Source organism: Paracoccus sp. JM45 (assembly GCF_003590715.1).
In the GTDB taxonomy this organism is placed as follows: domain Bacteria; phylum Pseudomonadota; class Alphaproteobacteria; order Rhodobacterales; family Rhodobacteraceae; genus Paracoccus.
Window position 1 is genome coordinate 294,166 of record NZ_QQVY01000002.1, and the last position, 23,409, is coordinate 317,574.

Annotated in this window: 21 protein-coding genes; 12 read left to right on the forward strand and 9 right to left on the reverse strand. The window is 60.2% G+C overall.

Annotated features, from left to right (window positions below; all coding sequences use genetic code 11):
* Nucleotides 1–31 precede the first annotated feature (31 nt).
* Nucleotides 32–1,435 (reverse strand): sensor histidine kinase KdpD, encoded by a 1,404-nt coding sequence (locus DWB67_RS05150; RefSeq protein ID WP_119806440.1) that lies wholly within the window; start codon nt 1,433–1,435, stop codon nt 32–34.
* Nucleotides 1,422–2,129 carry a response regulator transcription factor gene (locus DWB67_RS05155; RefSeq protein ID WP_119806441.1) on the reverse strand — a complete coding sequence of 236 codons (708 nt, stop codon included), beginning with the start codon at nt 2,127–2,129 and terminating at the stop codon, nt 1,422–1,424. Before DWB67_RS05155 ends, DWB67_RS05150 begins: the two co-directional genes overlap by 14 nt.
* 185 nt (nt 2,130–2,314) lie before the next feature.
* On the opposite strand from DWB67_RS05155, the gene DWB67_RS05160 reads away from it, so the two are divergent.
* The 7 genes from DWB67_RS05160 (at nt 2,315) to DWB67_RS05190 (ending at nt 13,848) form a co-directional block, all read left to right on the forward strand.
* On the forward strand, nt 2,315–3,556 hold the full coding sequence (locus DWB67_RS05160) for an ABC transporter substrate-binding protein (RefSeq protein WP_119806442.1): 1,242 nt from the start codon (nt 2,315–2,317) through the stop codon (nt 3,554–3,556).
* Nucleotides 3,557–3,624: 68 nt separating this feature from the next.
* On the forward strand, nt 3,625–4,500 hold the full coding sequence (locus DWB67_RS05165) for a carbohydrate ABC transporter permease (RefSeq protein WP_119806544.1): 876 nt from the start codon (nt 3,625–3,627) through the stop codon (nt 4,498–4,500).
* Between the two features lie 4 nt (nt 4,501–4,504).
* Nucleotides 4,505–5,344, forward strand: a complete 840-nt coding sequence (locus DWB67_RS05170; RefSeq protein WP_119806443.1) for a carbohydrate ABC transporter permease — start codon at nt 4,505–4,507, stop codon at nt 5,342–5,344.
* A gap of 4 nt (nt 5,345–5,348) precedes the next feature.
* A complete protein-coding gene (locus DWB67_RS05175; RefSeq protein WP_119806444.1) occupies nt 5,349–6,455 on the forward strand; it encodes an ABC transporter ATP-binding protein in 1,107 nt (368 codons plus the stop codon).
* A gap of 15 nt (nt 6,456–6,470) precedes the next feature.
* Nucleotides 6,471–7,397: a glucokinase gene (locus DWB67_RS05180; protein ID WP_119806445.1), complete on the forward strand. Its 927-nt coding sequence runs from the start codon at nt 6,471–6,473 to the stop codon at nt 7,395–7,397.
* 110 nt (nt 7,398–7,507) lie between these two features.
* A complete protein-coding gene (locus tag DWB67_RS05185; protein ID WP_119806446.1) occupies nt 7,508–9,370 on the forward strand; it encodes an autotransporter assembly complex family protein in 1,863 nt (620 codons plus the stop codon).
* The gene (locus tag DWB67_RS05190; protein WP_119806447.1) at nt 9,370–13,848 is read left to right on the forward strand and encodes a translocation/assembly module TamB domain-containing protein; all 4,479 of its coding nucleotides are present in this window, start codon (nt 9,370–9,372) and stop codon (nt 13,846–13,848) included. Before DWB67_RS05185 ends, DWB67_RS05190 begins: the two co-directional genes overlap by 1 nt.
* Before the next feature lie 64 nt (nt 13,849–13,912).
* Here DWB67_RS05190 and DWB67_RS05195 read toward each other — a convergent pair whose 3' ends face one another.
* Entirely contained in the window at nt 13,913–15,508 is a 1,596-nt protein-coding gene (locus tag DWB67_RS05195) for a PAS-domain containing protein (protein ID WP_119806448.1), read from the reverse strand.
* A 66-nt stretch (nt 15,509–15,574) separates the two neighbouring features.
* A complete protein-coding gene (locus DWB67_RS05200; RefSeq protein ID WP_255418557.1) occupies nt 15,575–16,906 on the reverse strand; it encodes an ActS/PrrB/RegB family redox-sensitive histidine kinase in 1,332 nt (443 codons plus the stop codon).
* 92 nt (nt 16,907–16,998) lie between these two features.
* On the opposite strand from DWB67_RS05200, the gene DWB67_RS05205 reads away from it, so the two are divergent.
* The 3 genes from DWB67_RS05205 to DWB67_RS05215 all read left to right on the forward strand — a co-directional run bounded on the left by DWB67_RS05205 (nt 16,999) and on the right by DWB67_RS05215 (nt 18,666).
* Nucleotides 16,999–17,628, forward strand: coding sequence for an SCO family protein (locus DWB67_RS05205; RefSeq protein WP_119806449.1), 630 nt, complete (start codon nt 16,999–17,001; stop codon nt 17,626–17,628).
* A gap of 75 nt (nt 17,629–17,703) precedes the next feature.
* Nucleotides 17,704–18,255, forward strand: a complete 552-nt coding sequence (locus DWB67_RS05210) for an ActR/PrrA/RegA family redox response regulator transcription factor (protein ID WP_119806450.1) — start codon at nt 17,704–17,706, stop codon at nt 18,253–18,255.
* A gap of 99 nt (nt 18,256–18,354) precedes the next feature.
* On the forward strand, nt 18,355–18,666 hold the full coding sequence (locus tag DWB67_RS05215; RefSeq protein WP_119806451.1) for an H-NS family nucleoid-associated regulatory protein: 312 nt from the start codon (nt 18,355–18,357) through the stop codon (nt 18,664–18,666).
* Between the two features lie 47 nt (nt 18,667–18,713).
* On the opposite strand, the gene DWB67_RS05220 is transcribed toward DWB67_RS05215, so the two are convergent.
* From DWB67_RS05220 to DWB67_RS05230, 3 genes are all read right to left on the reverse strand, one after another.
* Nucleotides 18,714–19,319, reverse strand: a complete 606-nt coding sequence (locus DWB67_RS05220; RefSeq protein ID WP_119806452.1) for an HD family hydrolase — start codon at nt 19,317–19,319, stop codon at nt 18,714–18,716.
* 6 nt (nt 19,320–19,325) lie between these two features.
* Entirely contained in the window at nt 19,326–19,850 is a 525-nt protein-coding gene (gene secB / locus DWB67_RS05225; RefSeq protein WP_119806453.1) for a protein-export chaperone SecB, read from the reverse strand.
* 61 nt (nt 19,851–19,911) lie between these two features.
* Nucleotides 19,912–20,421, reverse strand: a complete 510-nt coding sequence (locus DWB67_RS05230) for an FxsA family protein (RefSeq protein ID WP_119806454.1) — start codon at nt 20,419–20,421, stop codon at nt 19,912–19,914.
* Between the two features lie 108 nt (nt 20,422–20,529).
* Here DWB67_RS05230 and DWB67_RS05235 point away from each other — a divergent pair, with 108 nt between their 5' ends.
* Both DWB67_RS05235 and DWB67_RS05240 read left to right on the forward strand, forming a co-directional pair.
* The gene (locus DWB67_RS05235; protein WP_119806455.1) at nt 20,530–21,186 is read left to right on the forward strand and encodes a Tim44/TimA family putative adaptor protein; all 657 of its coding nucleotides are present in this window, start codon (nt 20,530–20,532) and stop codon (nt 21,184–21,186) included.
* Nucleotides 21,186–21,782, forward strand: coding sequence for a Smr/MutS family protein (locus DWB67_RS05240; RefSeq protein ID WP_119806456.1), 597 nt, complete (start codon nt 21,186–21,188; stop codon nt 21,780–21,782). The genes DWB67_RS05235 and DWB67_RS05240 overlap by 1 nt, the downstream gene beginning before the upstream one ends.
* Before the next feature lie 54 nt (nt 21,783–21,836).
* On the opposite strand, the gene DWB67_RS05245 is transcribed toward DWB67_RS05240, so the two are convergent.
* Nucleotides 21,837–22,016, reverse strand: coding sequence for a PLDc N-terminal domain-containing protein (locus DWB67_RS05245; RefSeq protein WP_119806457.1), 180 nt, complete (start codon nt 22,014–22,016; stop codon nt 21,837–21,839).
* Between the two features lie 63 nt (nt 22,017–22,079).
* Nucleotides 22,080–23,387, reverse strand: coding sequence for an ATP-dependent protease ATPase subunit HslU (gene hslU, locus DWB67_RS05250; RefSeq protein WP_119806458.1), 1,308 nt, complete (start codon nt 23,385–23,387; stop codon nt 22,080–22,082).
* Nucleotides 23,388–23,409: the final 22 nt, after the last annotated feature.

Here is a 23,409-nt window from a genome sequence, read left to right on the forward strand (position 1 = left end):
GTAAAACGCGGCTTTTGACGGCAAAGTTCCCCTAGGCCCATTGGCGGGCCAGCATCAGCCGTGCTTCCAGCCCTTCGGTCTGGTGGTGAAACTCCAACCGTCCGCCATGTTGTGCCGCGATGGTCGAGACAATCGCCAGACCCAATCCGACCCCCGTTTGCGCCCCTGCATTTTCGCCCCGCTGGAAGGCACCCGTCAGGCGGGTCATGTCGGATTCCGTCAGCACAGACCCGCGATCGGTGATGCTGACCCATGCTTCATCCGCACTGGCATCCACGGTGACAACCGCTTCGCGTCCGTATTTCAAAGCATTGTCGATCAGGTTCGATAAGGCACGCCGCAGGGACGTCGGCTGGCCGCGCATCAGGACGGTGTGATTGTCGATCATCGGGCGGGTAATGGCCCGCGCAAACAACGTGCCGCTGCGGGTTGGACGGGGGGCAGCGGCAGCCAAAGTGACCGACAGGCCGACATCCTGATAATCGGCGACCACAGCCTCGGCCAGCGATGTCAGGGACAAGTTCCGGAACGGCTCGGCCCCGATTTCGGCGCGGGTATAGGTCAGAACGCCATCGATCATTGTGGTCATTTCGTCAATGTCGCGGTCCAGCTTTTCACGCAGGGCCGCATCCTCGATCAAGGCGGTGCGCAGGCGCAGGCGGGTGGCAGGCGTGCCCAGATCATGGCTGACACCTGACAGCACCATGGCGCGGTTTTCCAACGCTGCACGGTCTTGGGCCACAAACAGATTCACGGCCTCGGCGGTCTGGCGCAATTCCTCGACCCCGCCGATGGGCAGGGCGGCGTTGCGGGCGCGATGATCGCCAAGGGCGGCGGCAAAGGCGGTAAAGGCGCCCGACACTTCGGCCACCCATCCCAGCAGCAGGGCCGCAGCGCCGATCAGAATGGCGGCGGCCAGCAGGCGACGGTCCGGGGGGGCGGATTGGCATCCCCAGACAGGACTGCCATCGACGCGCAGCCAAGGGCCGGTGTCCAGTTGCACAAACAGGCGTGGGTCGCTGCAAAAACTGGCCAGCGTGCGGGTGATCGAGGCCAGCCCCGCGGCTTGCGTCCCGCCACCGACGCTTTCGACGCGCGATGCCGGATACCGGATGTCGGGCGACTGGATGCGGATCGACAGACGCGCCCCGCGCGCCAGATCGGGGCGCCCGCCCCCCGTCAGCGTGATCAGTGTTTCGCGCCATCCGGCAGGCAGTGCGGGCTGGTCCCCCAGTTGCGTCAGGCTGATACCGGCAGGCAATGCGCCGCCATTGTCCAGACTGTCATGCAGGGTCAGCCCTGCGACATAGGCGTCTGTCAGATGCGTCCGCCATGCGGCATTGCTGCCCATCCACAGCCAGACCCCAAGCCCGCCGGACAGCATGGCCAGCATCACCCACAGGCTGGCAAGGCGACGCAGGCTAAGCCGGCTCATCGGCGGTCACTTCGGCGGTCAGCACATATCCGGTGCCGCGTTCGGTGCGGATCAACGCGGGGTCGGTCTTGTTACGCAGACGGCCCACCAGCACGTCGATGGCGCGGCCTTCGGCGGCTTCGTCATCATCCAGTGCTGCGGCGATTTCTTCGCGGGTCAGGGGGATCAGGGGGTTGGCCAGAAACACCCGCAGCAATTTTGTTTCACGTGAAGAGAGCGAAACCTGCCAGCCGCCGGGGGCTGTCACCTCGTCCCGACGGGCATCATAGCGCCAGCCCTGAAAGGTCAGCGCCCCGTCGCGGCGGCGGTGCGACAGGCTGGGCGCGCGACCTGCGCGACGCAGAACGGCGCGGATGCGGGCCAGCAGCAGGTCGGGGTTGAAGGGCTTGGCGATGTAATCATCGGCCCCCACCTCGTATCCGGCCATGCGCTGGTGGTCGGCTGACAGGGCCGAGACCATGATGATCGGCACATCCTGCGCCGCCCTGATTTCCGCACATAACGCCACGCCGTCATCGTCGCCCAGTGACACATCCAGCAGGATCAGATCGACCCGCCCTGCCTTGAGCGCGGCCAATGCGCTGGCGCGGCTGTTGGCCAGCGTCACATACAGCCCCTGTCGTTGCAAATATGCCGCCAGCATTGTGGCCATATCCGTGTCGTCTTCTACCAACAGCAACCGATGCAGGCTCATGCGTTGTCCCCCCTGCCGACAGCACTTAGCACCGTGGCATGGCCTTACGTAACAGTTTGTAACACGGCAGCGTGATTTATGCGTTTTGCATGGCTGCAATGCGTTGCGGTCATGGCTAATGATTTGCCATTATAGGATCAGCATGCGGATGAGCGAATCCGCGCTGACAAGATCTGGGAGGATCCATGAACATCAAATCCGTACTGGCGGCCTCGACCGCTGTGATGCTGGCTGGCCCCGTCATGGCTGAACCGACCGTAGAGGTATTGCACTGGTGGACCTCGGGCAGCGAGGCACAGTCCGTCGCGGTCCTGCAGGAACAGTTCAAAGCCGAAGGTGGCACTTGGACCGATATGCCCGTCGCGGGTGGCGGCGGTGACGCCGCAATGACCGCGCTGCGGGCGCGCGTTCTGTCGGGCAATGCTCCGACCGCCGTCCAGCTGAAAGGCCCCGCCATTCAGGAATGGTACGAAGAAACCGGTCTGGCCGATATCAGCGCCGTGGCCGAAGAAAACAACTGGGCCGACGTTCTGCCCGCCCAGATCGCCGAGCATATGAAATGCGAAGGCCAGTGGTGTGCCGCGCCTGTCAACGTTCACCGCGTGAACTGGCTGTGGGGCAACAAGCAGATCCTTGACGATAACGGCATCGAAATGCCGACGACATGGGACGAATTCAACGCTGCTGCCGAAAAGCTGCAGGCGGCGGGCATCACGCCTTTGGCCCATGGCGGTCAAAGCTGGCAGGATGCGACCATCTTTGAAACGGTCGTGTTGGGTCTGGGCGGGCCGGAATTCTTCCAGAAGGCGCTGATCGATCTGGACCCCGAGGCGCTGAATTCCGACACGATGAAGCAGGTCTTTGACGAAATGCGGATCATCCGCGGCTATGTCGATGACAACTTCTCGGGTCGTGACTGGAACCTTGCCACCGCGATGGTCATGAATGGCGAAGCTGCCTTCCAGATCATGGGCGACTGGGCCAAGGGCGAATTCCTTGCTGCGGGCAAAGAGCCGGGCACCGATTTCGTCTGCGCACAAACCCCCGGCACCGGTTTCCTCTATAATGTTGACAGCTTTGCCTTCTTCGAGCTGGACGGAGAGGAAAAGCAACAAGGTCAGGCATTGTTGGCCAAGCTGATCATGGGTCCGGAGTTCCAAAAAACCTTCAACCTGAACAAGGGGTCGATCCCTGCGCGCACCGATATCGCGCTGGATGATTTCGACAGCTGTGCGGTGGAATCCAACAAGGCGATGACTGCCGGTGCCCAGAACGGTTCGCTGCTGCCGTCCTTTGCGCATGGCATGGCTCTGCGCGGTGCGCAGGCTGGTGCGATCACCGATGTGGTGACGGCGCATTTCAACAGCGACATGTCCTCGGATGATGCCGTGCAACAGCTGGTCGATGCTGTCGCAAATTCAATGTGATCACGACGTGACGGCCCCGCGCCTTGGCCGGATGCCAAGGCGCGGGGTTTTTCTTTGGGAGTAGTCCGATAATGGAATGGCTTGAACGCAACGTACCCAAGATGGTTCTGGCGCCGTCATTCGTGGCAATCATGATCTTTGTCTATGGCTTCATCGCCTGGACCGCATGGATCAGTTTCACGAAATCACGCCTGATGCCGAAATACGACCTTGATGGCATCGGCCAATACAACCGCCTGTTCGCAGCCCCCCGTTGGGATGTCGCGATGAACAACCTGTTCATCTTTGGCGGCCTGTTCATCGTCATCTCGATGATCATCGGTCTGGCGCTGGCGATCTTTCTGGACCAGAAAATCCGCGCCGAGGGTGTCTTGCGCACCATCTATCTGTATCCGATGGCCCTGTCGCTGATCGTGACCGGCACCGCGTGGAAATGGATCCTGAACCCCGGTCTGGGCATTCAGGAAACCGTGCGCGGCTGGGGCTTTGAAAGTTTCACCTTCGACTGGATCATCCGCCCCGAGATGGCGATCTATACCATCGTTCTGGCCGCCGTCTGGCAGGCATCGGGCTTTGTCATGGCGCTGTTCCTTGCGGGCCTTCGGTCCGTCGATGGCGAAATTATCCGCGCCGCACAGGTCGACGGCATCCCGACGCATCGTATCTATTCCGCCATCATCATCCCGACGATGGCCCCGATCTTCCTGTCGGCCTTCATCGTGCTGGCCCACCTTGCCATCAAGGCCTTCGATCTGGTGATCGCGCTGACGGGCGGTGGCCCCGGCTATGCGACCGATCTGCCCGCGACCTATATGTATGCCATGGCGTTTTCGCGCGGTGATCTGGGTCAGGCGGCATCAAGCGCCATGATCATGATGATGGTCATCTTCGCCATCGTCGTTCCTTATCTTTACAGTGAATTGAGGCCCCGCCGTGACCAGTAAAACCATGCTGCGACTGGGCCTGTATCTGATCCTGATCCTGTTCGCCCTGTTCTATCTGATGCCTCTGTTCGTCATGCTGACGACATCGCTGAAATCGCTGGAGGAAATCCGCACCGGCAGCCTGCTGGCCCTGCCCCGCGACATCACCTTCGCCGCATGGTCCGAGGCATGGTCAACCGCCTGCGCGGGCACCAAATGCGAAGGCCTGCGTCCGTTCTTCTGGAACAGCGTGTTGATGGCCGTGCCTGCGGTGATGATCTCGACCGTGGTGGGCGCGCTGAACGGTTACGTCTTTGCGCAATGGCGCTTCAAGGGCGCGAACCTGTTCTTTGCGATGATCCTGTTCGGCTGCTTTATCCCGTTTCAGGTCGTTTTGTTGCCGATGGCGCAGATGCTGGGCCTGATGGGTCTGGCGGGCACCATCCCCGGACTGATCTTTGTCCATGTCATCTATGGACTTGGCTTCACCACGCTGTTCTTCCGCAACTATTATGTCACCATTCCGCAGGAACTGGTGAGGGCGGCCAAGGTCGATGGCGCGGGCTTCTTCCGCATCTTCTGGTCGATCTTCCTGCCGATCTCGCTGCCGATCATCACCGTCTCGGTCATCTGGCAGTTCACGCAGATCTGGAACGACTTCCTGTTCGGCGTCAGCTTCAGCGGGGCGGGCAGCCAGCCTGTCACGGTCGCGCTGAACAACATCGTCAACTCCACCACCGGCGTCAAAGCCTACAATGTCGATATGGCTGCTGCGATCATCGCCGCGCTGCCGACCTTGCTGGTCTATGTCGTCGCCGGAAAATACTTCATTCGCGGCCTGACCGCCGGTTCCGTGAAAGGGTGATCCCATGCCGATCCTAGAAATCGACCACCTGCAGAAATCCTATGGTGACACCCATATCCTGCACGACATCAACATCAGCATCGAAGAGGGTGATTTCCTTGTGCTGGTCGGGCCTTCGGGCTGCGGCAAGTCCACGCTGCTGAACTGCATTGCAGGGCTGGAACCGATCAGCGGCGGCGATGTCAGCATCGCGGGGCGCAACGTCACCGGCGTCAGCCCCAAGGACCGCGACATCGCGATGGTGTTCCAGTCCTATGCGCTTTACCCGACGATGTCGGTCGCCAAAAACATCACCTTCGGCATGAAAGTGCGGGGCGTCGACAAGGCCACGCAGGACCAGAAGCTGGCGCAGGTTGCGGGCCAGTTGCAGATCGAACCGCTGTTGCACCGCAAGCCCGGTCAGCTGTCGGGCGGCCAGCGTCAGCGTGTCGCCATGGGCCGTGCCTTGGTGCGTGACCCCAAGCTGTTCCTGTTCGACGAACCTCTGTCCAACCTTGATGCCAAGCTGCGCGTGTCCATGCGGACGGAAATCAAGAAGCTGCATCAGGATCTGAACGCCTCCATCGTCTATGTCACCCACGACCAGATCGAGGCGATGACGCTGGCCACCAAGATCGTCGTCATGAAGGGCGGCGTGATCCAGCAGATCGGCACGCCGGCGGAAATCTATAACCGTCCGGCGAATATGTTCGTGGCTGACTTCATGGGCAGCCCGGCGATGAACCTGATTCCCGCCAAGGTCCGCGCCGAAGACGGCCAGACCCGCATCCAGATTGAACGCGCGGGCATGGACCCGCTGGTCATTACCGATCCGGTGGCCCGCAACCTGCCCGCCGACATCATCCTTGGCGTTCGCCCCGAGGATATCCATGAAGCGACGGGCAATGCCCATCTGCCCGGCACCGCCGAAGGCGCGGGGGGCGATGTGATGATCGACATCGTCGAACCGGCGGGTGCCGACACTTTCGCGGTGACGCAGCTGGGCGGTAAGGCGGTCACTGCCCGATTGCGGGCAGAAAGTGCTGTTAAGGCCCGTCAGCCGTTTCCGCTGGCATTCGACCTCTCGAAAGTGTCGTATTTCTCGCCTAAGGATGGCGAACGGCTGAACTGAGGAAGGGTGACGGCGATGGCAATGCTTTTGGGCGATGTGGGTGGAACCAATGCGCGGCTGGCGATCGCCCGCAACGGGGCCATCGATCCGGCGACTGTCACCCGTTTCAAGGGCGACGATTATGCCAGCTTCGATGATGTTGTGCGCCAGTATATGGCAGAACAGCATCAGCCGCATGTGTCATCCATGTGTATTGCTGTGGCCGGTCCGGTCAGCGGCGGGCGGGCCAGCCTGACAAACCGCGACTGGTCCTTTGATGAAACCAATCTGGCGCGCCTGACCGATGCCGATCATGTGCGCCTGATTAACGACCTGACCGCACTTGGCTATGCCACGCCGGTCCTGTCGGGCGATGGCGTCAGCGTCCTGCGCCCTGCCCTCGAAGATCGCGCCCGCAACGGCCAGTCGCTGGTTGTCGGTCTGGGCACCGGCTTTAACGTCTGTGCCGTGCGGGTGTTGCCCGGCGGCACCATCACCGCGCTTGAGGCAGAAGAGGGTCACACCCACCTGCCCGCTAATATCATGGCATGTCTGATTGACCGCGTGGGTGCAAATGCCGCCGCCGGTTTCTTCTCGACCGAGGAAACATTTGCAGGTCGCGGGCTGTCGCGTCTGCACGCAGCCATGACTGGTACCGAACCCGTCCGCAGCGAACAGATCGCTGCCGCGGTGGCGGCGGGCGATCCGCAGGCGATTGAAACCTATGACTTCTTCGCCCGGCTGGTCGGTCTTTTGTGCCGCGAACTGGCTTTGCGTTTCATGCCGCTGGAAGGGCTGTTTCTGGCAGGCAGCGTCGGGCGCAGTATTGCTGACCGCATGGGCCACTTCGAACCGGCCTTCCTGTCGCAGACCCATATGGGCCATATCCCCGAAAATACGCCGGTTATGCTGATCCGTGACGATATGGCGGCGTTGCACGGATGTCTGGCCGCGCTGGGCTGAATACCGCCGAACGCAGGTGTGCCATACGCATCTGTTATCCAACTATTGCTGGATTCCATGACCTAACCCTGTTTCAATTGCGTTAAGCAATTAAGAAACAGGGCGGTGCGATGCAGGCATATTTCAAGGCAATTCTGGTGGCCTCGACGGCGCTTGTTGGTCCGGGGGCGGCTTTGGCGCAATCCTCATCACCATTTTCGGGGCTGTTCGGCGGTGGTGACAGTCAGGCCGACAGCCCGGTGACACTGGACATCAATGTCACCGGCCCTGACGAGGGGCTGGAAAGCCAGATCCGCAACACCTCGTTGGTGTCGGGTGCGTTGGATGAAGACCGCACCACCGGACAGGACGTTCTTGCCGCCGCACGCGGCGATTACGCCCGTATCCTTGGCGTGCTTTACAACGAAGGCTATTACGACGGCACCGTGGATATCCTGCTGGACGGGATCGAGGCGTCGTCAGTGGCCCCGCTGGATGCCCCCGAGGTGATCCGCCGGGTCGAAATATCGGTCAATCCGGGTCCGGTTTTCCGCTTTTCGCGTGCTGAAATGGCACCTGTTGTCCCGGGCAGCAAGGTATCGGACGAATACGCCGTCGATCAGGTGGCAGGCACCGGCACAATCCGTCGTGCTGCATTGGCAGGGGTTGATGACTGGCGCAACTATGGTCACGCCAAGGCGGATCTGGGCAGTCAGGACATTATTGCCGATCACGACCGGCAAAGCGTCGACAGCCGCATCGCGCTGAACCCCGGGCCTGCAGTAACCTTTGGCCAGATGACCGTCAGCGGCAATGAACGCCTGAATGAACGTCGCCTGCGCAAGATGGCCGGCTTTCCCGAAGGCGAACGCTTTGATCCGAAAGAATTGGACACCGTCCGCACCCGCCTGCGCCGCAGCGGCGTGTTTTCGGCCATCACGCTTCAGGAAAGCGACAATCTGAATGCCGATGATTCACTTGATGTCGATCTGGCGGTGATTGAACAGAAGACGCGCCGGATCGGGGCAGGGTTCGAAATTTCCAGCACGGACGGGGCGCAGGTGTCGGCCTATTGGTTGCACCGTAACCTGTTTGGTGGCGGCGAACGTCTGCGTATCGACGGAGAGATCAAGGACGTCGGGTCCGACACCAGTGGCCGCGATGACGCCTTTACCATCCGTCTGGATCGCCCTGCGACGATCACCCCCGATACCACCGCCTATATCGAGCTGGAAACCGAACGTAACCGCGAAGAGGATTACGACGAGGATACGGCCAGCATCGGGGTCGGTTTCAACCATATCTTCAACGAACAGCTGACCGTGAACACCGAATTGGAATACCAGTATTCGCGTGTTTTCGACGATGGCGAAGAAACCGACTTCAATGTTCTTGCCCTGCCGACCGAGGTGACATGGGACAAGCGCGAAGAACCCAATAACGCCAAGCGTGGCTTCTATCTGTCGGGCGAGATCGAACCCTTCATCGGCTTTGACGACACCGGATCGGGCGCAAAGGTTCTGGGTGAGGGGCGCGTCTATAAATCCTTTGGCACGGATGACAAATTCACACTGGCCGGACGCGCCCGCTTTGGCAGCATTTTCGGCAGCGAGATCGAGGAAACTCCGCGCAACTATCTGTTCTTTTCCGGCGGTGGCGGCACCGTGCGGGGGCATCCTTATGAATCACTGGGCGTCGATGTGATCGAAGGCACGGATGGCACCATCACCACCGGCGGGATGAGCGTGGCAAACGCCACCGCCGAAATCCGTTTCCAGGTCCGCGAAAAGATCGGCCTGGTGGCCTTTGCCGATTACGGCGAGGTCTGGACCGAGGACGGTTTCGGCGGCGACAGCGGCAGCCAGTCAGGGGCCGGCGTCGGCGTCCGCTATGACACGCCGGTCGGGCCTTTGCGCTTTGACGTGGCAGGCCCCGTCAGCGGCGATACCGCTGACGGGGCGCAATTCTACCTTGGATTAGGGCAGGCATTTTGATGCGCAAGTTCTGGATATACGCTTTCGCCCTTCTGTTTCCGCTGGCCATCATGGCCCAGAGCGTGGCCGAAATTTCCGAAGATACGGATGACGACAAAGGCTTTCTGACAAACCTTCTGGAAAAGAACCTGTCCGGCGATGGCCGTCAGGTGCAGATTGACGGCTTCGAGGGCGCATTGTCGTCCCGCGCCACCTTTACCGAAATCCGCATTCTGGATGACGACGGCGCATGGCTGACGCTGAAGAACGGGGCCATCCAGTGGAACCGTTCGGCGCTTCTGCGCCGCCGCGTGGAAATTGCCGAACTCTCGGCCGAGGAAATCCTGCTGCCACGCAAACCCTCAAGCCAGGATTCGGACGTGCAGGCCGAAGCAACCGTTTTCGCACTGCCCGAATTGCCGGTGTCGCTGAACATCGAAAGCATTCAGGCCGATCGGGTCGAATTGGGCGAACCTGTAATCGGGGTCGAAGGTGCCTTGCGCATCAGTGGCGGCCTGTCCCTTGAAGGGGGCGAAGGTAAGGCGCAGCTGACCATCGACCGCCTTGACGGCCCGCGCGGCCAGTTCGTTCTGGATGCAGGTTACGCCAATGAAACACAGGTCCTTAGCCTGAACCTTGCCTTGGACGAGGCGAAGGACGGCATTCTGGTCAACCTCGCCAATATCTATGAAAAGCCCGCCGTGACCGCGCAGATCAGCGGAGAGGGCGAAATCAAGAATTTTGCCGCCGATATCCGCCTGTCCACCGACGGCACGCAGCGCATTTCGGGCCGCGTCAGTGCCAATGGCGAACAGCAGGACGGTACGGATGGCACCGGATTCCGGTTCCAGCTGGGCGGGGATGTCGCCAGTTTGCTTAGCCCCGAAAACGGTGCGTTCTTCGGGAAAAACACCCAAGTGCTGGCCGAAGGCTGGCGTGCCGAAACCGGTCGTCTGGAAATTCCCGATCTGGACATCCAGACCGAGGCGCTGCGTATCAAGGGATCGCTGTCGACCAATGACCAATCCGCCCCGCAAAAGGCGGCACTGCTGGTAACGCTTGGCCGTGATGCCGATGCACCGCAGGTTCCGGTCCAGATGCCCTTTGCGGGCGAAAACTCGACCGTGGAAAGCGGACGACTGTCGCTGGATTACGACGCGGCCCAAGGTCAGGGCTGGACGTTGGACGGGCGCGTCGGTGCGCTGAACACCGGACAGATGCAACTGGGTGATCTGGACCTGAACGGTTCGGGCGAGGTGGTTCTGGACAATGGCGCCCTGTCAGCTGTCACCGGCGGTATCGAATTTGCCGCCAGCAGCCTTGGCTTTGCCGATGCCGGACTGGCGCAGGCGATCGGCGATAAGATCGACGGCAGCGCCAATTTCGATTTTGCCCCAGGCAATGCGGTCGATATTTCGGATGTGACGATCAACGGGTCCGATTACGGGGTCGACGGGAACTTCCTGATTTCGGGCCTGTCCAGCGGCATCACCCTGTCGGTCGATACCAATGCCCGATATTCCGATCTGGGACGGCTTTCGACGCTGGCCAACCGGCCCGTGTCGGGACGTGCCGATGCCTCGGTTACGGGGTATTATACGCTGCTGAACAACAGCTTCGATATTGATGCACAGGTGGTCGGCAATGATATTGCGGTCGATGTGCCTCAGGCGGATCGCATGCTGGAAGGTCGGTCGACGATCGATCTGAAGGCCCGCCGCGACGAAATCGGCATCGAGATCGAGAATTTCGCCGTCAATGCCAAGCGCCTGACTGCCACAGCGCGGGGTCTGATCAGCAGTCAGTCCAGTGATGTGACGGCGCAAATCTCTATGCCGTCCTTGGCCGATGCCGATCCGTCCTATGGCGGGTCGTTGCAGGCTGATGCCCAACTAAGCGGTGCACAGAACGCACGACGTCTGACCATCACCGGTCTGGCCGATGATCTGAAGATCGGGATCGAGGCGCTGGACAATGCTCTTTCGGGTACCACCAACCTGACCGTCGTGGCCGCAGAAAGCGACGATGGATACCAGTTGGAACACTTCCAGCTGGCCAATCCGCAACTGAGCGCGGATGCCAGCGGCAGCTTTGCCGAAGGGGCACTGGACGCGATTGCCGAATTCGATCTGGCGGATCTCTCCTCGATCAAGCCGGAATGGTCGGGCAATTTCAACGCCCGCGCCACGCTGGGTGAACAGGATGGCGCAAGGGTGATCGATGTGACCGGCACGGGCCAGAACCTGTCGCTGGGACAATCGGGCGTTGACGGAGCCCTGACCGGCACCACGCAGCTAAGCCTGAAAGCGACCGAAAAAGACGGCGTTGTCACCATTCAGGACGGTGTTCTGAAGAACAACCAGATGAACGCCATCGTTGCAGGCACCTATGGTACCGGCGTTACGGATATTACAGGCAACGTCGATATTGCCTCGCTTGCGCCCTTCGGGGCTGGCTGGCGCGGTACGCTGAAAGCCGATGGCAGCTTCCGCGAGGCCGGCGACGGTATCCGCCAGCTGGAACTGAACGGCACCGGCAGCAATCTGTCATTCGGGCAGGCGCAGGTGGACGGAGCTTTGGCCGGCGAGACCCGTCTGCGGGTGACGGGCACCGAACAGGATGGCATCTTTACCATTCAGGACGCAGAGGTCGAAAACCCGCGGCTGACAGCCTCGGCCACGGGGCAGGTTGGCGTGGGGGCAACGGATGTCGATGCCACCATCAACGCCAGCGACCTGCGGTTTATCGGCAATGGTATCCGCGGCGCGGTTACGGCTGATGCCCAGATCTCGGATGACGGGACGACGCGGCGCATTGCGGCCACAGGGACCGCGGATGGTTTGGCCATCGGACAGGACAAGGTCGATCCGGTTCTGGCAGGCCGGACCAGCTTTGATCTTGCGGCCAGCATGGATGGTCAGGGGCTGTCTGTGCAGCGGCTGAATGTGCAGAACCCGCAGGTCACTGTCACCGCAGACGGATCGCCTGCGTCTGGGATCAATCTGGATGCGCGTCTGGCAAATCTGGGGGTGATCGTTCCGGAATTCCCCGGTCCGGTGACGGTTGCAGGGACCGTCCGCGAACAGGGTGCCAATGTGGCGGTTGATCTGCGTGCCACAGCACCGGGGGATGCGGATTTGCGTATTTCGGGAACGGCAGCACGGGATGGCTCGACCGTGGATCTGGCCATTAACGGCAGTGCGGATTCATCGCTGGCCAACAGCAGCCTGCGGACCCGCAGCGTGACCGGCCCGCTGGCCATCGACCTGCGCGTTCAGGGGGCACCGTCGCTGCAGGCGCTGGCCGGTCAGGTCAGGTTGCAGAACGGCCAGATGTCCGATCCGGGTCTTGGCATGCGGCTTGAGGGGATCAATGTCACCGCCACCTTCAACAACGGTCGCATCAATGTCGATGGGGTGTCGAATGTGGCCGCTGGCGGCAGCCTGTCGTTGCAGGGGCCGGTTGATATTTCGAACCGGACCGTGGATATTGCGATCGGTCTGAACGATGTCACGCTGCGCGACCCGAACCTGTACCAGACCGAACTGGCAGGCAATCTGCGGATTGCAGGTTCGATGACGGCGGGGCCACTGGTCTCGGGGCGTATCGATCTGGGCCAGACGGAAATCCGTATCCCCTCTACGGGTCTTGGGGGGGCGACGGCCATTCCCGACATCACCCATGTCGGCAGCCAGCGCCCGCCGGTGCGGGCCACGCGCGCGCGGGCAGGTCTGGACGGCTATCCCAGCAAGGCCGCATCCGAGGCGGGGCTGGCAGGTCCGCCCGCCACGCCGCCCGCCAATCCCCCGCGGCTTGATCTGGTGATCAACGCCCCCAACCGCGTGTTTATCCGTGGTCGCGGTGTGGATGCCGAACTGGGCGGCAGCTTCCAGATTCAGGGAACGACGCGCAATGTCATTCCTGTCGGCAATCTGGAACTGGTGCGTGGTCGGGTCGATCTGTTGGGCAACCGCTTCGATCTGACCGAAGGTCTGGTCGAACTTCAGGGCAGTCTGATTCCGGTTATCCGCCTTGTTGCCGAAACGGAACAGGACAGCATCACCACGCGTATCATCCTTGACGGTGAAGTGACCGATCCTGTCATCACCTTCGAATCCTCGCCCGAACTGCCGCAGGAAGAGGTTCTGTCCCAGCTGTTGTTCGGCCGCGGTCTGGACAGCATCAGCGCCCTTCAGGCCGCGCAACTGGCCAATGCCATTGCGGTTCTGGCTGGCAAAGGCAGCAGTGGCATCATCAGCAATCTGCGCGACAGTGCGGGACTGGATGATCTGGACCTGACGACAGATGATGACGGTGACGTGCAGTTGCGTGCCGGACGTTATCTGTCAGAAAACGTCTATACCGATGTGCAGGTGGGTGAAGGGGGAACAACCTCGATCAACCTGAACCTTGATATCACCAAGACATTGCGCGCGCGTGGTTCGGTCGGAAGTGATGGAGACAGTTCGCTGGGGGTATTCTTCGAGCGCGATTACTGATCGTTTCTGTCACATGAATGCGAAAGGCCCGCACCTGATTGGTGCGGGCCTTTTCATATCCGGCTCAATCGACACCGATTGCATGGGCCAAAACCGACGACGGATCACCCTGCCCCAATGCGATCGGTTGCCCCGACCCCACCCGCAGTCGCAGCATCTTGCGACCGCCGCTTAGGTAATTAACGGTCCAGCCCAGCAACTGACCTTGTGGTCCCGCCATGGCGCCGCTTGTGGGTGTATGACCGGTGGTTTGCATCAAGGCGTCGCGCAGCGCCGCAAAGCCGGGACCTGTCTTGCCGGTAAGGCTGCATGCGGCCAAGGCATCGGACAAAGTGGTGGCAGGATGGTCCCACAGATCGTGATAGATCTGGTTGCCCAGAACCAGTTTGCCGTCCGGTGCAAAGACCGCAATGCCATCATCCAGCGCGTCCAGCACATGTGACCCCAGCAACAGGTCGGCCCTGAACTGGCGGGTCAGTGACATTTCCGATGTGATATTTTCGAACAGGAAGGCCACGGCCCCGTCCGGATGGGGCCGTCCGGTGACGCGATAGGTCTGGCCGTCGGGCAAGGACCATGTTTCCAGATGGTGGCCGGTGGCGGCTGCATTTTCCAGATTGGCCATATGCTGGCGCCAGCTGCGATAATCCTTGGGTTCAGGTACCATACGCTGTTCGCGCAGCTGGTCCAGAAAGTCGAACAGCGTCGGTCGGGCGGTCAGAAATCCGGTTGGCAGGTGGGTCAGATCGATCAGAGCCGGATTGAACAGCTGCAATTTGCGGCTTTGATCGAAAATGGCCAGCCCGATGGGAAGATCGGCGAATGTCTTGGTCAGGGTCTGCACGAATTCCCGCAAGGACCGTTCCGCACGAACGGCAGCATCGGCGGGCAGGGCGAACATCATCAGATGGTCACCGATCCGGTGGCTGTGACAGTCGTACCATGACACGATGCCCTTATCCTCAAGCGCGGCGCGGCGGTTGCCGTGGCCTGCGCCCGGAACGGGGCGGGGGGTGTCCAGAAGTTTGGGCAAAGGCCAGCCAAGGGCCCCTTCGCTGCGCGCCTCGGCGCGGCGCAGATAGGCGGCATTGGCCCACGTGACCTGTTCATCCGCATCAAGACGCCAGACCAGCATGGGCGTCTGGTCCAAGGCACCGCGCAGCAGATGCAATTCCTCCTCCATCGCTTGCAGGGACATCGAATCGACGACCGTGCCACAATGCTGCGCTTCGGGGTCGGTGACGGTGACGCGCCACAGACCATCGCCCAGATCCTCGGCCAGCAGGCGCAGGGCGGCACTGCCCTGCCCCTGACGGCCCAGCATTTCGACCCGCCCCAGTTGCGCCAACTGTGACAAGCGCTCGGCGGCATTGTCAAAACGCGGCCCGATCCATTGCATCAGACGCAGCCAGTCGTCATCGGGCAATGCCACATGTTCCAGAAAGGCACGTGCGGGGGATGTCGCGTCGATCAGGCGGTTTTGCCGGAACAGGAAGACGACCGGCTGGACCTGACCGTCCATGGGGGCGGCAGGTCGTGTTACACTGCCCTGCCCTTGCCTGCGCCGGTCCCACATGCGGATCATCCCCACCGCCAGCAGCACTGAAACGGTTCCGCATGAAACCGCTGTCAGGACAAGTTGTGCGCCTTGCATATCCATTCGAAACGTCCCCCTGATGTCTGACGGAACATAGGACGGGCGTGATTAACAAGCTGTTAAGATGCGTCAGCTGTCGATGTTGGGATTATGTGACAGTGCCAGCCGGTCCACCGAGCGGATGCGGTCTATGGGCCAGCGCACGGATACGATGGCCCCCGGCCCGCCGTTGGCAAAGGACAGCTTGGCCCCCGACCGTTCCAGCAAGGTCTTTGCGATGAACAGCCCCAGACCCATGCCTTCGTAACTGCCGCGCTGCGCCTCCGAGCGTCGGCTGAGGTAAGGGTCGCCGATCCGTGACAACAGATGTGGCGGATAGCCCGGACCATCATCGCGCACGGTAACCGTCAGCGTTTCCCGCGTGACCTGCGTTTCGATCACCACGCGGTTTTCGGCAAAATCCACGGCGTTCTGGATCAGGTTGCGAAGGGCGTGGATGATGGCGGGATCGCGGCGGATCACGGGGCCATCGGCGATAATTTCCACCAAGGGGCCGCGATCGGCGTGGGGGGCTGCGGCATCCTCCAGCACGGCGCGCAGGGGGGCGGCGCGCATATGCAGGTCGTCTTTGCCCGCGCGCCCCATGCTGCGCAGAATTGCAGCACAGCGGTCGGCGGAATTGCGCAGGGTAATCGCATCGGCGTGCAGGTCGGGATCGTCGCTCAGCTCATCGGCCAACTCTCCGGCGATCAGTTTGATGGTGGCAAGGGGGGTGCCCATTTCATGCGCTGCTGCCGCGACAACGCCGCCCAGATGCTGCAGCCGCTGTTCGCGCGACAGCGCCATTTGCGTCGCAAACAGGGCGTTTGCCGTGTCCGACAGTTCTGCCGTGACGCGATGGGCGTAGCCTGCGAAGAATACCACCCCGATGACCAGCGCGACCCAATGGCCAAGCTGCAAGATCGGCTCCATCCGCAGGATATCACCGTCGGGTTCGCGCAACGACAGGCCAAACACCGCCGCGAACGAAATCAGCGCCACGGTGGCCAGTCCAAGCGCCAAGACCTGCCGCCCGTTCAGCGACGCTGCAGCAATGGTCACAGGTGCCAGCACCAGAAGCGCAAAGGGATTTGCCATCCCCCCCGTCAGCGCCATCAACGCTGAAATCTGCACCAGATCGAAGCTGAGCTGCAGCACCGCCCGATTGGGCGATGTCCGCTTGGGCGGACATAGAAACAGCCACAGGTTCATCAGGATCGACGCTGCGATCAGCAAGATCACCGGCGTTTTGACAAAGCCCACACCCATGAACCATGCCACGATCACTGCCGCCATCTGTCCCGATATCGAAAACCAGCGCAACAGAACAAGTGTCCGCATGCGGATGGGTTCGGCATTGGGTGTGTTGCCGGTACGCATGGCTTTGGTCAGCGGGTCGTCGGCTGGGGGCAATTGGGTCATCATGAGCCTGTGCTGCGACATAGGAAGCCTTGATACCCCTGACCCGATAAGCGATCAATGCGCGCATTTGACACTCTTAACAGGAGGCCAGCATGGTCGACCGCAAAATCCTGCTGATCGGATCCGCAGCCACGATCGCCGTATTGCTGGCGGGCACTGTGATCGTGACACAAAGCCGTGGCGGGGATGCATATGCCCAATGCACCAAAAGTGCTGTCGCGGGGGGTATGGACAGCTTTGGCACCGATTTCACCCTGACGCGTGATGATGGCGTCCGCGTTACCGCCGCTGATGTATTCACCAAACCGACGCTTCTTTATTTCGGATATACCTTCTGCCCCGATGTTTGCCCCTTGGACAGTGCACGCAACGCCGAGGCGGAAACCCTGCTGCAAGAACAGGGTAAAGATGTGCAGACCGTTTTTATAACTGTCGATCCAGCGCGTGATACTCCAGAAGTTCTGTCAGATTTTACCAGTTTGTTTTCGGATGATATGATCGGGCTTACCGGTTCCGAAGATGAAATCGCCGCAGTTAATAAAGGATGGCGAAACTACTTTAAATTGCAGAACGAAGATGAACCGGAATACTATCTGGTCGATCATATGACCAATACATATCTGGTTATGCCCGGCAATAAAACGGTTGAGTTTTATAACCGTGATACAACCCCCGAGGTTATGTCTGAAAGCGTAGGTTGTTTTATGGATGCCGCAGCCTAAGCCAAATTGTCACAGAGGTTTGAAAACGGGCCTTTTAGCGCCCAAATTCAAATGAATTGGATAAAGAGCGCAAGGATGGATAAAATGAATGTGAAAGTTGGTCCCGATCCCACGCTTTTACTTGTCGATGACGATGAAATATTCGTGACTCGCCTTGCGCGTGCGATGGAAAAGCGGGGATTTCAAACCGAAACCTCTTTGACGGTGGCCAGTGCTTTAAAAAATATCCAGAAAAACGCTCCGGCCTATGCCGTGGTCGACCTGCGGCTGGAAGATGGTAACGGTCTGGATGTTGTCGAGACTTTGCGCGAAAAGCGCCCCGATGCCCGTATTATTGTTTTAACCGGTTATGGCGCGATCGCGACAGCCGTTGCTGCTGTTAAAATGGGGGCGACTGATTATCTGGCCAAACCGGCAGACGCAAATGACGTAACATCGGCATTACTTTCCAGTGGAGAATTATTGCCGCCCCCCCCTGAAAACCCGATGTCTGCTGATCGGGTGCGTTGGGAACATATCCAACGTGTATATGAGCAGTGCGACCGGAATGTCAGCGAAACGGCCCGTCGCCTTCATATGCATCGTCGGACGTTACAGCGGATTCTTGCCAAAAGAGGTCCGCGTTAATTGTTTCTTAGCATTTATATCCTAAGGGATATATTGAATTAATATTATATGCTAATATATATAATGTTAATTATTCAGCGAATGTAAAGAAAAGCACAAATGAGCATTGATTTTGACAAGATGTCCCTGAAAGAAATGCAGGATCTGCGGACCCGTTTGGACCGCGCTATAAATTCCTATGAGGACCGTAAACGCCGCGAGGCATTGGTCGCGATCGAGGAAGCAGCGCGTGAACATGGTTTCAACCTGTCCGAACTGACCGGCAGCAAGCCAAGCCGTACGGGCACCGTTGCGCCGAAATACGCGAACCCGCAGGACCCGACGATGACGTGGACCGGTCGCGGTCGCAAACCGCGTTGGGTTCAGGAAAGCCTTGCCGAAGGTAAGGAACTGGACGACCTGCTGATCTGAGGCATACCGATTTTGTGATTTTCTTCAAAGGGGGGCATTGCCCCCCTTTATCTATTGTCGATCAATTTTAACAAATAGTCGAACTGACCCAGAAAGGCCTGCCGCGTTTCAGCGGGCGGTCGCAGGGCGATTGTCCAGTCTGTCTGCCCCAAGGCTGCAGGAATCGGAAAGAAACGCTTGGCTTCCGGTTCCGAAAATCCGGCAATGGAGGTCGCCTCAAGCCGTGCCGAGATACGATCCGCTGCTTTGATCCGTTTCTTGACGACAACAGGCAAGACCGCTGGCAATCCGAACCGGCGATGGATGGCAGATGCCAACCGTTCGTCCATGGCACCGTATTCATGCCCAAGGGCGGCTTTGACGGGCGAGATCATGTCACCGATGACATATTCCGGTGCATCATGCAGCAACGCCGCCAGTCGCCACTGCGGTTCGGCTTCGGGGTGGTGGTGGGTAAAGATCTGTTCGACCAGCAAGGAATGCTCGGCCACGGAATAGGGCCAGTCACCATGCGTCTGGCCATTCCAGCGGGCCACAAAGGCCAGCCCATGGGCGATGTCGCCAATTTCGATGTCGAAGGGGGTGGGGTCCAGCAGGTCAAGCCTGCGGCCCGACAGCATCCGCTGCCAGGCACGCGTGGGCCGGGTGGCCATCAGGTCTTACGACAGACGCTGGTCAGCAGGGGGTTGGTTCTGCTGGGCGCGGCGCGCCAGTTCCTGACGGTACAACGCCACAAAATCGACCGGATCCATGTTGAACGCGGGGAAACCGCCGTCGCGGGTCAGATCCGATACGATGCGACGCACAAAGGGGAACAACATGCGCGGGCATTCGATCATCAGGAAGGCATGCAGCTGGTCTTCCGGAACGCCGTCGATCTGGAAGACCCCGCCGTAATCCAGCTCGGCCAGAAACAGCGTGCTGCCTTCGGTCTTGTTGGTCGAGGTCACGCGGTATTTGGTGATCACCTCGAACTGGTTGTCACCACCGCGCTTGCGCGCATCAAGGCTGACCTGAACCGAGATTTCTGGTTGGACATCACCGCTGGGTGCGCCTTTCTGGGCGACCATATTCTCGAACGACAGGTCGCGGACGAACTGTGCCAAAATCTGCATACGGGGCTGTTGCTGCTGCTTGGGCTGCGGCTGTGCCTCGGCACCGTTTTGCGTGTCTTCGTCGGCCATGTTCTTCCCTCAACGTTTATTTCTTAAATTAGCATGCTTGTATCAGGCAGCATTCACTCCCTCAATCCCGTGTCCAGCCCGAACTGCCCGGAGGGTCAAGTTCCTGCGGATTACGGGGACGGGTTGGCTGATCGGGATCGGTGACGACGAATTCGCCATCAATGGTCCCGTCATCCCCACGCGGGCGATAGCCGTTGCGGTTCATCTGTGCACCCATCTGCGTCACGGTGACACGGCTGGCGATCTGTTGCATGACCTTGTCACGCAATTTCGGGATCAACAGCAGCATGCCAAGGGTATCGGTGAAGAACCCCGGTGTCAGTAGCAGCATACCGGCCACCAGAATCATCACGCCATGGGCCAGCGGTCGGGTCGGGTCGCGCATTTCGCTGAAGCTACGCTGGACTTCCTGAAAAGCCTGTGCCCCCTGACTGCGCATCAGACTGGTGCCGACAATGGCGGTCAGAACCACGATGGCCAGCGTCGGCCACAGCCCGATCAAACCGCCGACCTGAATGAACAGGCCGATTTCGACGATGGGGACCAGAAGAAACAGCCAGAACAGCCGCATGGGAATTCCCTTTCCTTTCGGCGCGGAAACTGGACTTGCGCCTGTACCGTCCCTACATAATGGCCTAACCGCCATTTACAAATCCGTATCGATCTTGAGGTTGCCCTTATGTCCAACCCTTTGCTTCAGCTGCTTGTCCTTGCCGGCATCGCGATCTTCCTGATCCTGCGGCTGCGAAACGTGTTGGGCACCCGCGACGGTTTCGAACCGCCGAAGGTGGAAACCCCATCCTCTGCCCCTGCCAGATTCGAGGTGATCGAAGGATCGGCCGATCAGGTGGATCACGACATTCAGGACCACGCCGAGGATGGCACCCCTGCCGCCGCTGCACTGGCCGCGATGAAGCAGGTAGAACCCTCGTTCGGTGTCCGCGACTTCCTGTCGGGATCGCGTCAGGCCTATGAAATGATCCTGATGGCCTTCGAACGCGGTGACCTGTCCGATGTTCGCGCCTTTCTGTCCGAACCGGTCGCGCAGGCGTTCCAATCGGTGATCGACCAGCGTACCGCACAGGGTCAGACGGTTCAGGCGCAATATTTGGGCACCCGTGATACCGCCCTTGCCGCAGCCGAATTCGATCACGCGACCGGTATAGCCGAAATCTCGGTCCGGTTCGTGGGGGAATTGATTGCTGCAACGATGGACGCAGATGGCAATGTCGTTGAAGGTGATCCCAAGGTTGCCCGCAAACAGAAAGACGTTTGGACCTTTGCCCGTCATATGGGCGAAGATGATCCCAACTGGCAGCTTGTCGCGACTGGCTGATGCGGCGGCGCAAGGGTCTGACGGCCGAAGATAAGGAAATCTGGGCGCTTGTGGCCCGAACAGCCACGCCGATGCATAAGACATCGCTGCGGCTGCCAGGCGCGGCTGAAGAACATTCGGCTCAGCCCCGCACATCTGTGACGCCACCGGTTCCACAGCCCTTGCCCCGTTTCCGCGTCGGTCAGACAGCATCCCAGCAAGCACCGCGACTGGCGAAACCCGTTTCCCCCGCCGAACGTCTGTCTGCGGCCGATCTGCGGATGGACGCGAAAACCCACCGCAAGATGAGTCAGGGCAAAATGCGGCCCGAGGCGCGGCTGGACCTGCACGGTATGACCCTGTCTGCGGCACAGCCCGAACTGATGCATTTTATCATGTCCTGCCATTCATCCGGATTGCGGCTGGTGCTGGTGATCACTGGCAAGGGGCGCGGCGATTATGGTCCGTTGCCGACGCGGCCGGGGGCCTTGCGGCATCAGGTGCCCTATTGGCTTCACAGCCCGCCTTTGTCGATGGTGGTCCAGCAGGTCACGGCCGCACATTACAAGCATGGCGGCGAAGGGGCCTATTACGTCTATCTGCGCCGGCATCCCTGACCCATGAAAAAGCGCGCCCCGATCGGGACGCGCTTTTTGTCATATCAGTCGCGGTCAAAGCGGTTTGCTTGTCTTTGGCCCCGCGAAATACCAGATGATGAAACCAATCACCGGCAGCACAAGGATCAACAGGATCCACAACAGCTTTGCCTTGGTGCTGGTGTTCGTATTGATGATCTGCGCGATCGCCCAGACATCCAAAACGAAGATGATGACGCTAAATAGCCAACCCATGTGATCCGTCCTCTGTCAGAATTCACCAACCGAACACGGTCACATGGTATAGGTTCCCTTGCCTTACAGCACGTAGCGCGACAGATCGACCGAACGCGACAGATCGCCTAGATGCTTTTCGACGAAGGCATCATCGACGCTGATGGTTTCGCCTTCGCGGTCCGGCGCGTTGAAGGACAGTTCCTCGAACACGCGTTCGATTACGGTATACAAACGCCGCGCGCCGATATTCTCGACCGAGCTGTTGACCTCGGCGGCGATGCGGGCAAGGGCGGCGATACCGTCATCGGTAAAGCTGACCGTCACCTTTTCGGTGGCCATCAGCGCCGTATACTGGCGCGTCAGGGCGTTGTCGGTTTCGGTCAGGATGCGGACGAAGTCACCTTCGGTCAGCGCACGCAATTCAACGCGGATCGGCAGACGGCCCTGAAGTTCGGGCAACAGGTCCGACGGTTTGGCGACATGGAACGCCCCCGAGGCGATGAACAGGATGTGGTCGGTGCGGACTGCGCCATGTTTGGTGCTGACGGTCGTGCCCTCGATCAGGGGCAGCAGGTCGCGCTGGACGCCTTCGCGACTGACATCACCGCCACGGCCTTCGTTCTTGGCACAGACCTTGTCGATTTCATCGATAAAGACAATGCCGCTTTCCTGGACATTTTCAAGGGCGGCAGCTTTCACCACCTCATCGTCCAGCAGCTTGTCAGCCTCTTCGGCGATCAGCAGGTCATAGCTTTCGGCGACGGAGACCTTGCGACGCACGCGACGCCCGCCGAATGCCTTCATCAGGCCCGACAGGTCCATCATGCCGCCCATCTGCTGACCGGGCTGGCCGGGCATTTCCATCCCGCCAAGCGGGTTCGAATTGTCCTGCAATTCCAGCTCTATCACGGTGTCGTCCAGCTGGCCGTTCTTCAGCTTGTCCCGGAACATCTGGCGGGTGCCGTCGCGGGCATCCTTACCGGCCAGCGCCTCGATCACGCGATCCTCGGCGGCTTGGCGGGCGCCTGCCTTGACCTCGTCGCGCATGCGTTCACGGGTGTCGATGACGGCGGCATCGACCAGATCGCGGATGATCTGTTCGACGTCACGACCGACATAGCCGACTTCGGTGAATTTCGTCGCCTCGACCTTGATGAAGGGGGCATTGGCCAGCTTGGCCAGACGGCGGCTGATTTCGGTTTTGCCGACACCTGTTGGTCCGATCATCAGGATGTTCTTGGGGTACACCTCGTCGCGCAGGTCATCGCCCAGTTGTTTGCGGCGCCAGCGGTTGCGCATGGCCACGGCCACGGCACGCTTTGCCTCTTGTTGTCCGATGATGAAACGGTCCAGTTCGGACACGATCTCGCGCGGGGTCAGGTCGCTCATGGTGGGGAATCCTTTGTTGGCC

What these genes read in the sequence shown, in the direction of transcription:
- DWB67_RS05230 (WP_119806454.1), bottom strand. Translation starts at nt 20,421, where the DNA reads ATGCGGCTGTTCTGGCTGTTTCTTCTGGTCCCCATCGTCGAAATCGGC.
- DWB67_RS05160 (WP_119806442.1), top strand. Translation starts at nt 2,315, where the DNA reads ATGAACATCAAATCCGTACTGGCGGCCTCGACCGCTGTGATGCTGGCT.
- DWB67_RS05195 (WP_119806448.1), bottom strand. Translation starts at nt 15,508, where the DNA reads ATGGATATGCAAGGCGCACAACTTGTCCTGACAGCGGTTTCATGCGGA.
- DWB67_RS05205 (WP_119806449.1), top strand. Translation starts at nt 16,999, where the DNA reads ATGGTCGACCGCAAAATCCTGCTGATCGGATCCGCAGCCACGATCGCC.
- DWB67_RS05220 (WP_119806452.1), bottom strand. Translation starts at nt 19,319, where the DNA reads ATGGCCACCCGGCCCACGCGTGCCTGGCAGCGGATGCTGTCGGGCCGC.
- hslU (WP_119806458.1), bottom strand. Translation starts at nt 23,387, where the DNA reads ATGAGCGACCTGACCCCGCGCGAGATCGTGTCCGAACTGGACCGTTTC.
- DWB67_RS05190 (WP_119806447.1), top strand. Translation starts at nt 9,370, where the DNA reads ATGCGCAAGTTCTGGATATACGCTTTCGCCCTTCTGTTTCCGCTGGCC.
- DWB67_RS05155 (WP_119806441.1), bottom strand. Translation starts at nt 2,129, where the DNA reads ATGAGCCTGCATCGGTTGCTGTTGGTAGAAGACGACACGGATATGGCC.
- DWB67_RS05180 (WP_119806445.1), top strand. Translation starts at nt 6,471, where the DNA reads ATGGCAATGCTTTTGGGCGATGTGGGTGGAACCAATGCGCGGCTGGCG.
- DWB67_RS05185 (WP_119806446.1), top strand. Translation starts at nt 7,508, where the DNA reads ATGCAGGCATATTTCAAGGCAATTCTGGTGGCCTCGACGGCGCTTGTT.
- DWB67_RS05235 (WP_119806455.1), top strand. Translation starts at nt 20,530, where the DNA reads ATGTCCAACCCTTTGCTTCAGCTGCTTGTCCTTGCCGGCATCGCGATC.
- DWB67_RS05200 (WP_255418557.1), bottom strand. Translation starts at nt 16,906, where the DNA reads ATGACCCAATTGCCCCCAGCCGACGACCCGCTGACCAAAGCCATGCGT.
- DWB67_RS05245 (WP_119806457.1), bottom strand. Translation starts at nt 22,016, where the DNA reads ATGGGTTGGCTATTTAGCGTCATCATCTTCGTTTTGGATGTCTGGGCG.
- DWB67_RS05240 (WP_119806456.1), top strand. Translation starts at nt 21,186, where the DNA reads ATGCGGCGGCGCAAGGGTCTGACGGCCGAAGATAAGGAAATCTGGGCG.
- DWB67_RS05210 (WP_119806450.1), top strand. Translation starts at nt 17,704, where the DNA reads ATGGATAAAATGAATGTGAAAGTTGGTCCCGATCCCACGCTTTTACTT.
- DWB67_RS05150 (WP_119806440.1), bottom strand. Translation starts at nt 1,435, where the DNA reads ATGAGCCGGCTTAGCCTGCGTCGCCTTGCCAGCCTGTGGGTGATGCTG.
- DWB67_RS05175 (WP_119806444.1), top strand. Translation starts at nt 5,349, where the DNA reads ATGCCGATCCTAGAAATCGACCACCTGCAGAAATCCTATGGTGACACC.
- DWB67_RS05215 (WP_119806451.1), top strand. Translation starts at nt 18,355, where the DNA reads ATGAGCATTGATTTTGACAAGATGTCCCTGAAAGAAATGCAGGATCTG.
- secB (WP_119806453.1), bottom strand. Translation starts at nt 19,850, where the DNA reads ATGGCCGACGAAGACACGCAAAACGGTGCCGAGGCACAGCCGCAGCCC.
- DWB67_RS05170 (WP_119806443.1), top strand. Translation starts at nt 4,505, where the DNA reads ATGCTGCGACTGGGCCTGTATCTGATCCTGATCCTGTTCGCCCTGTTC.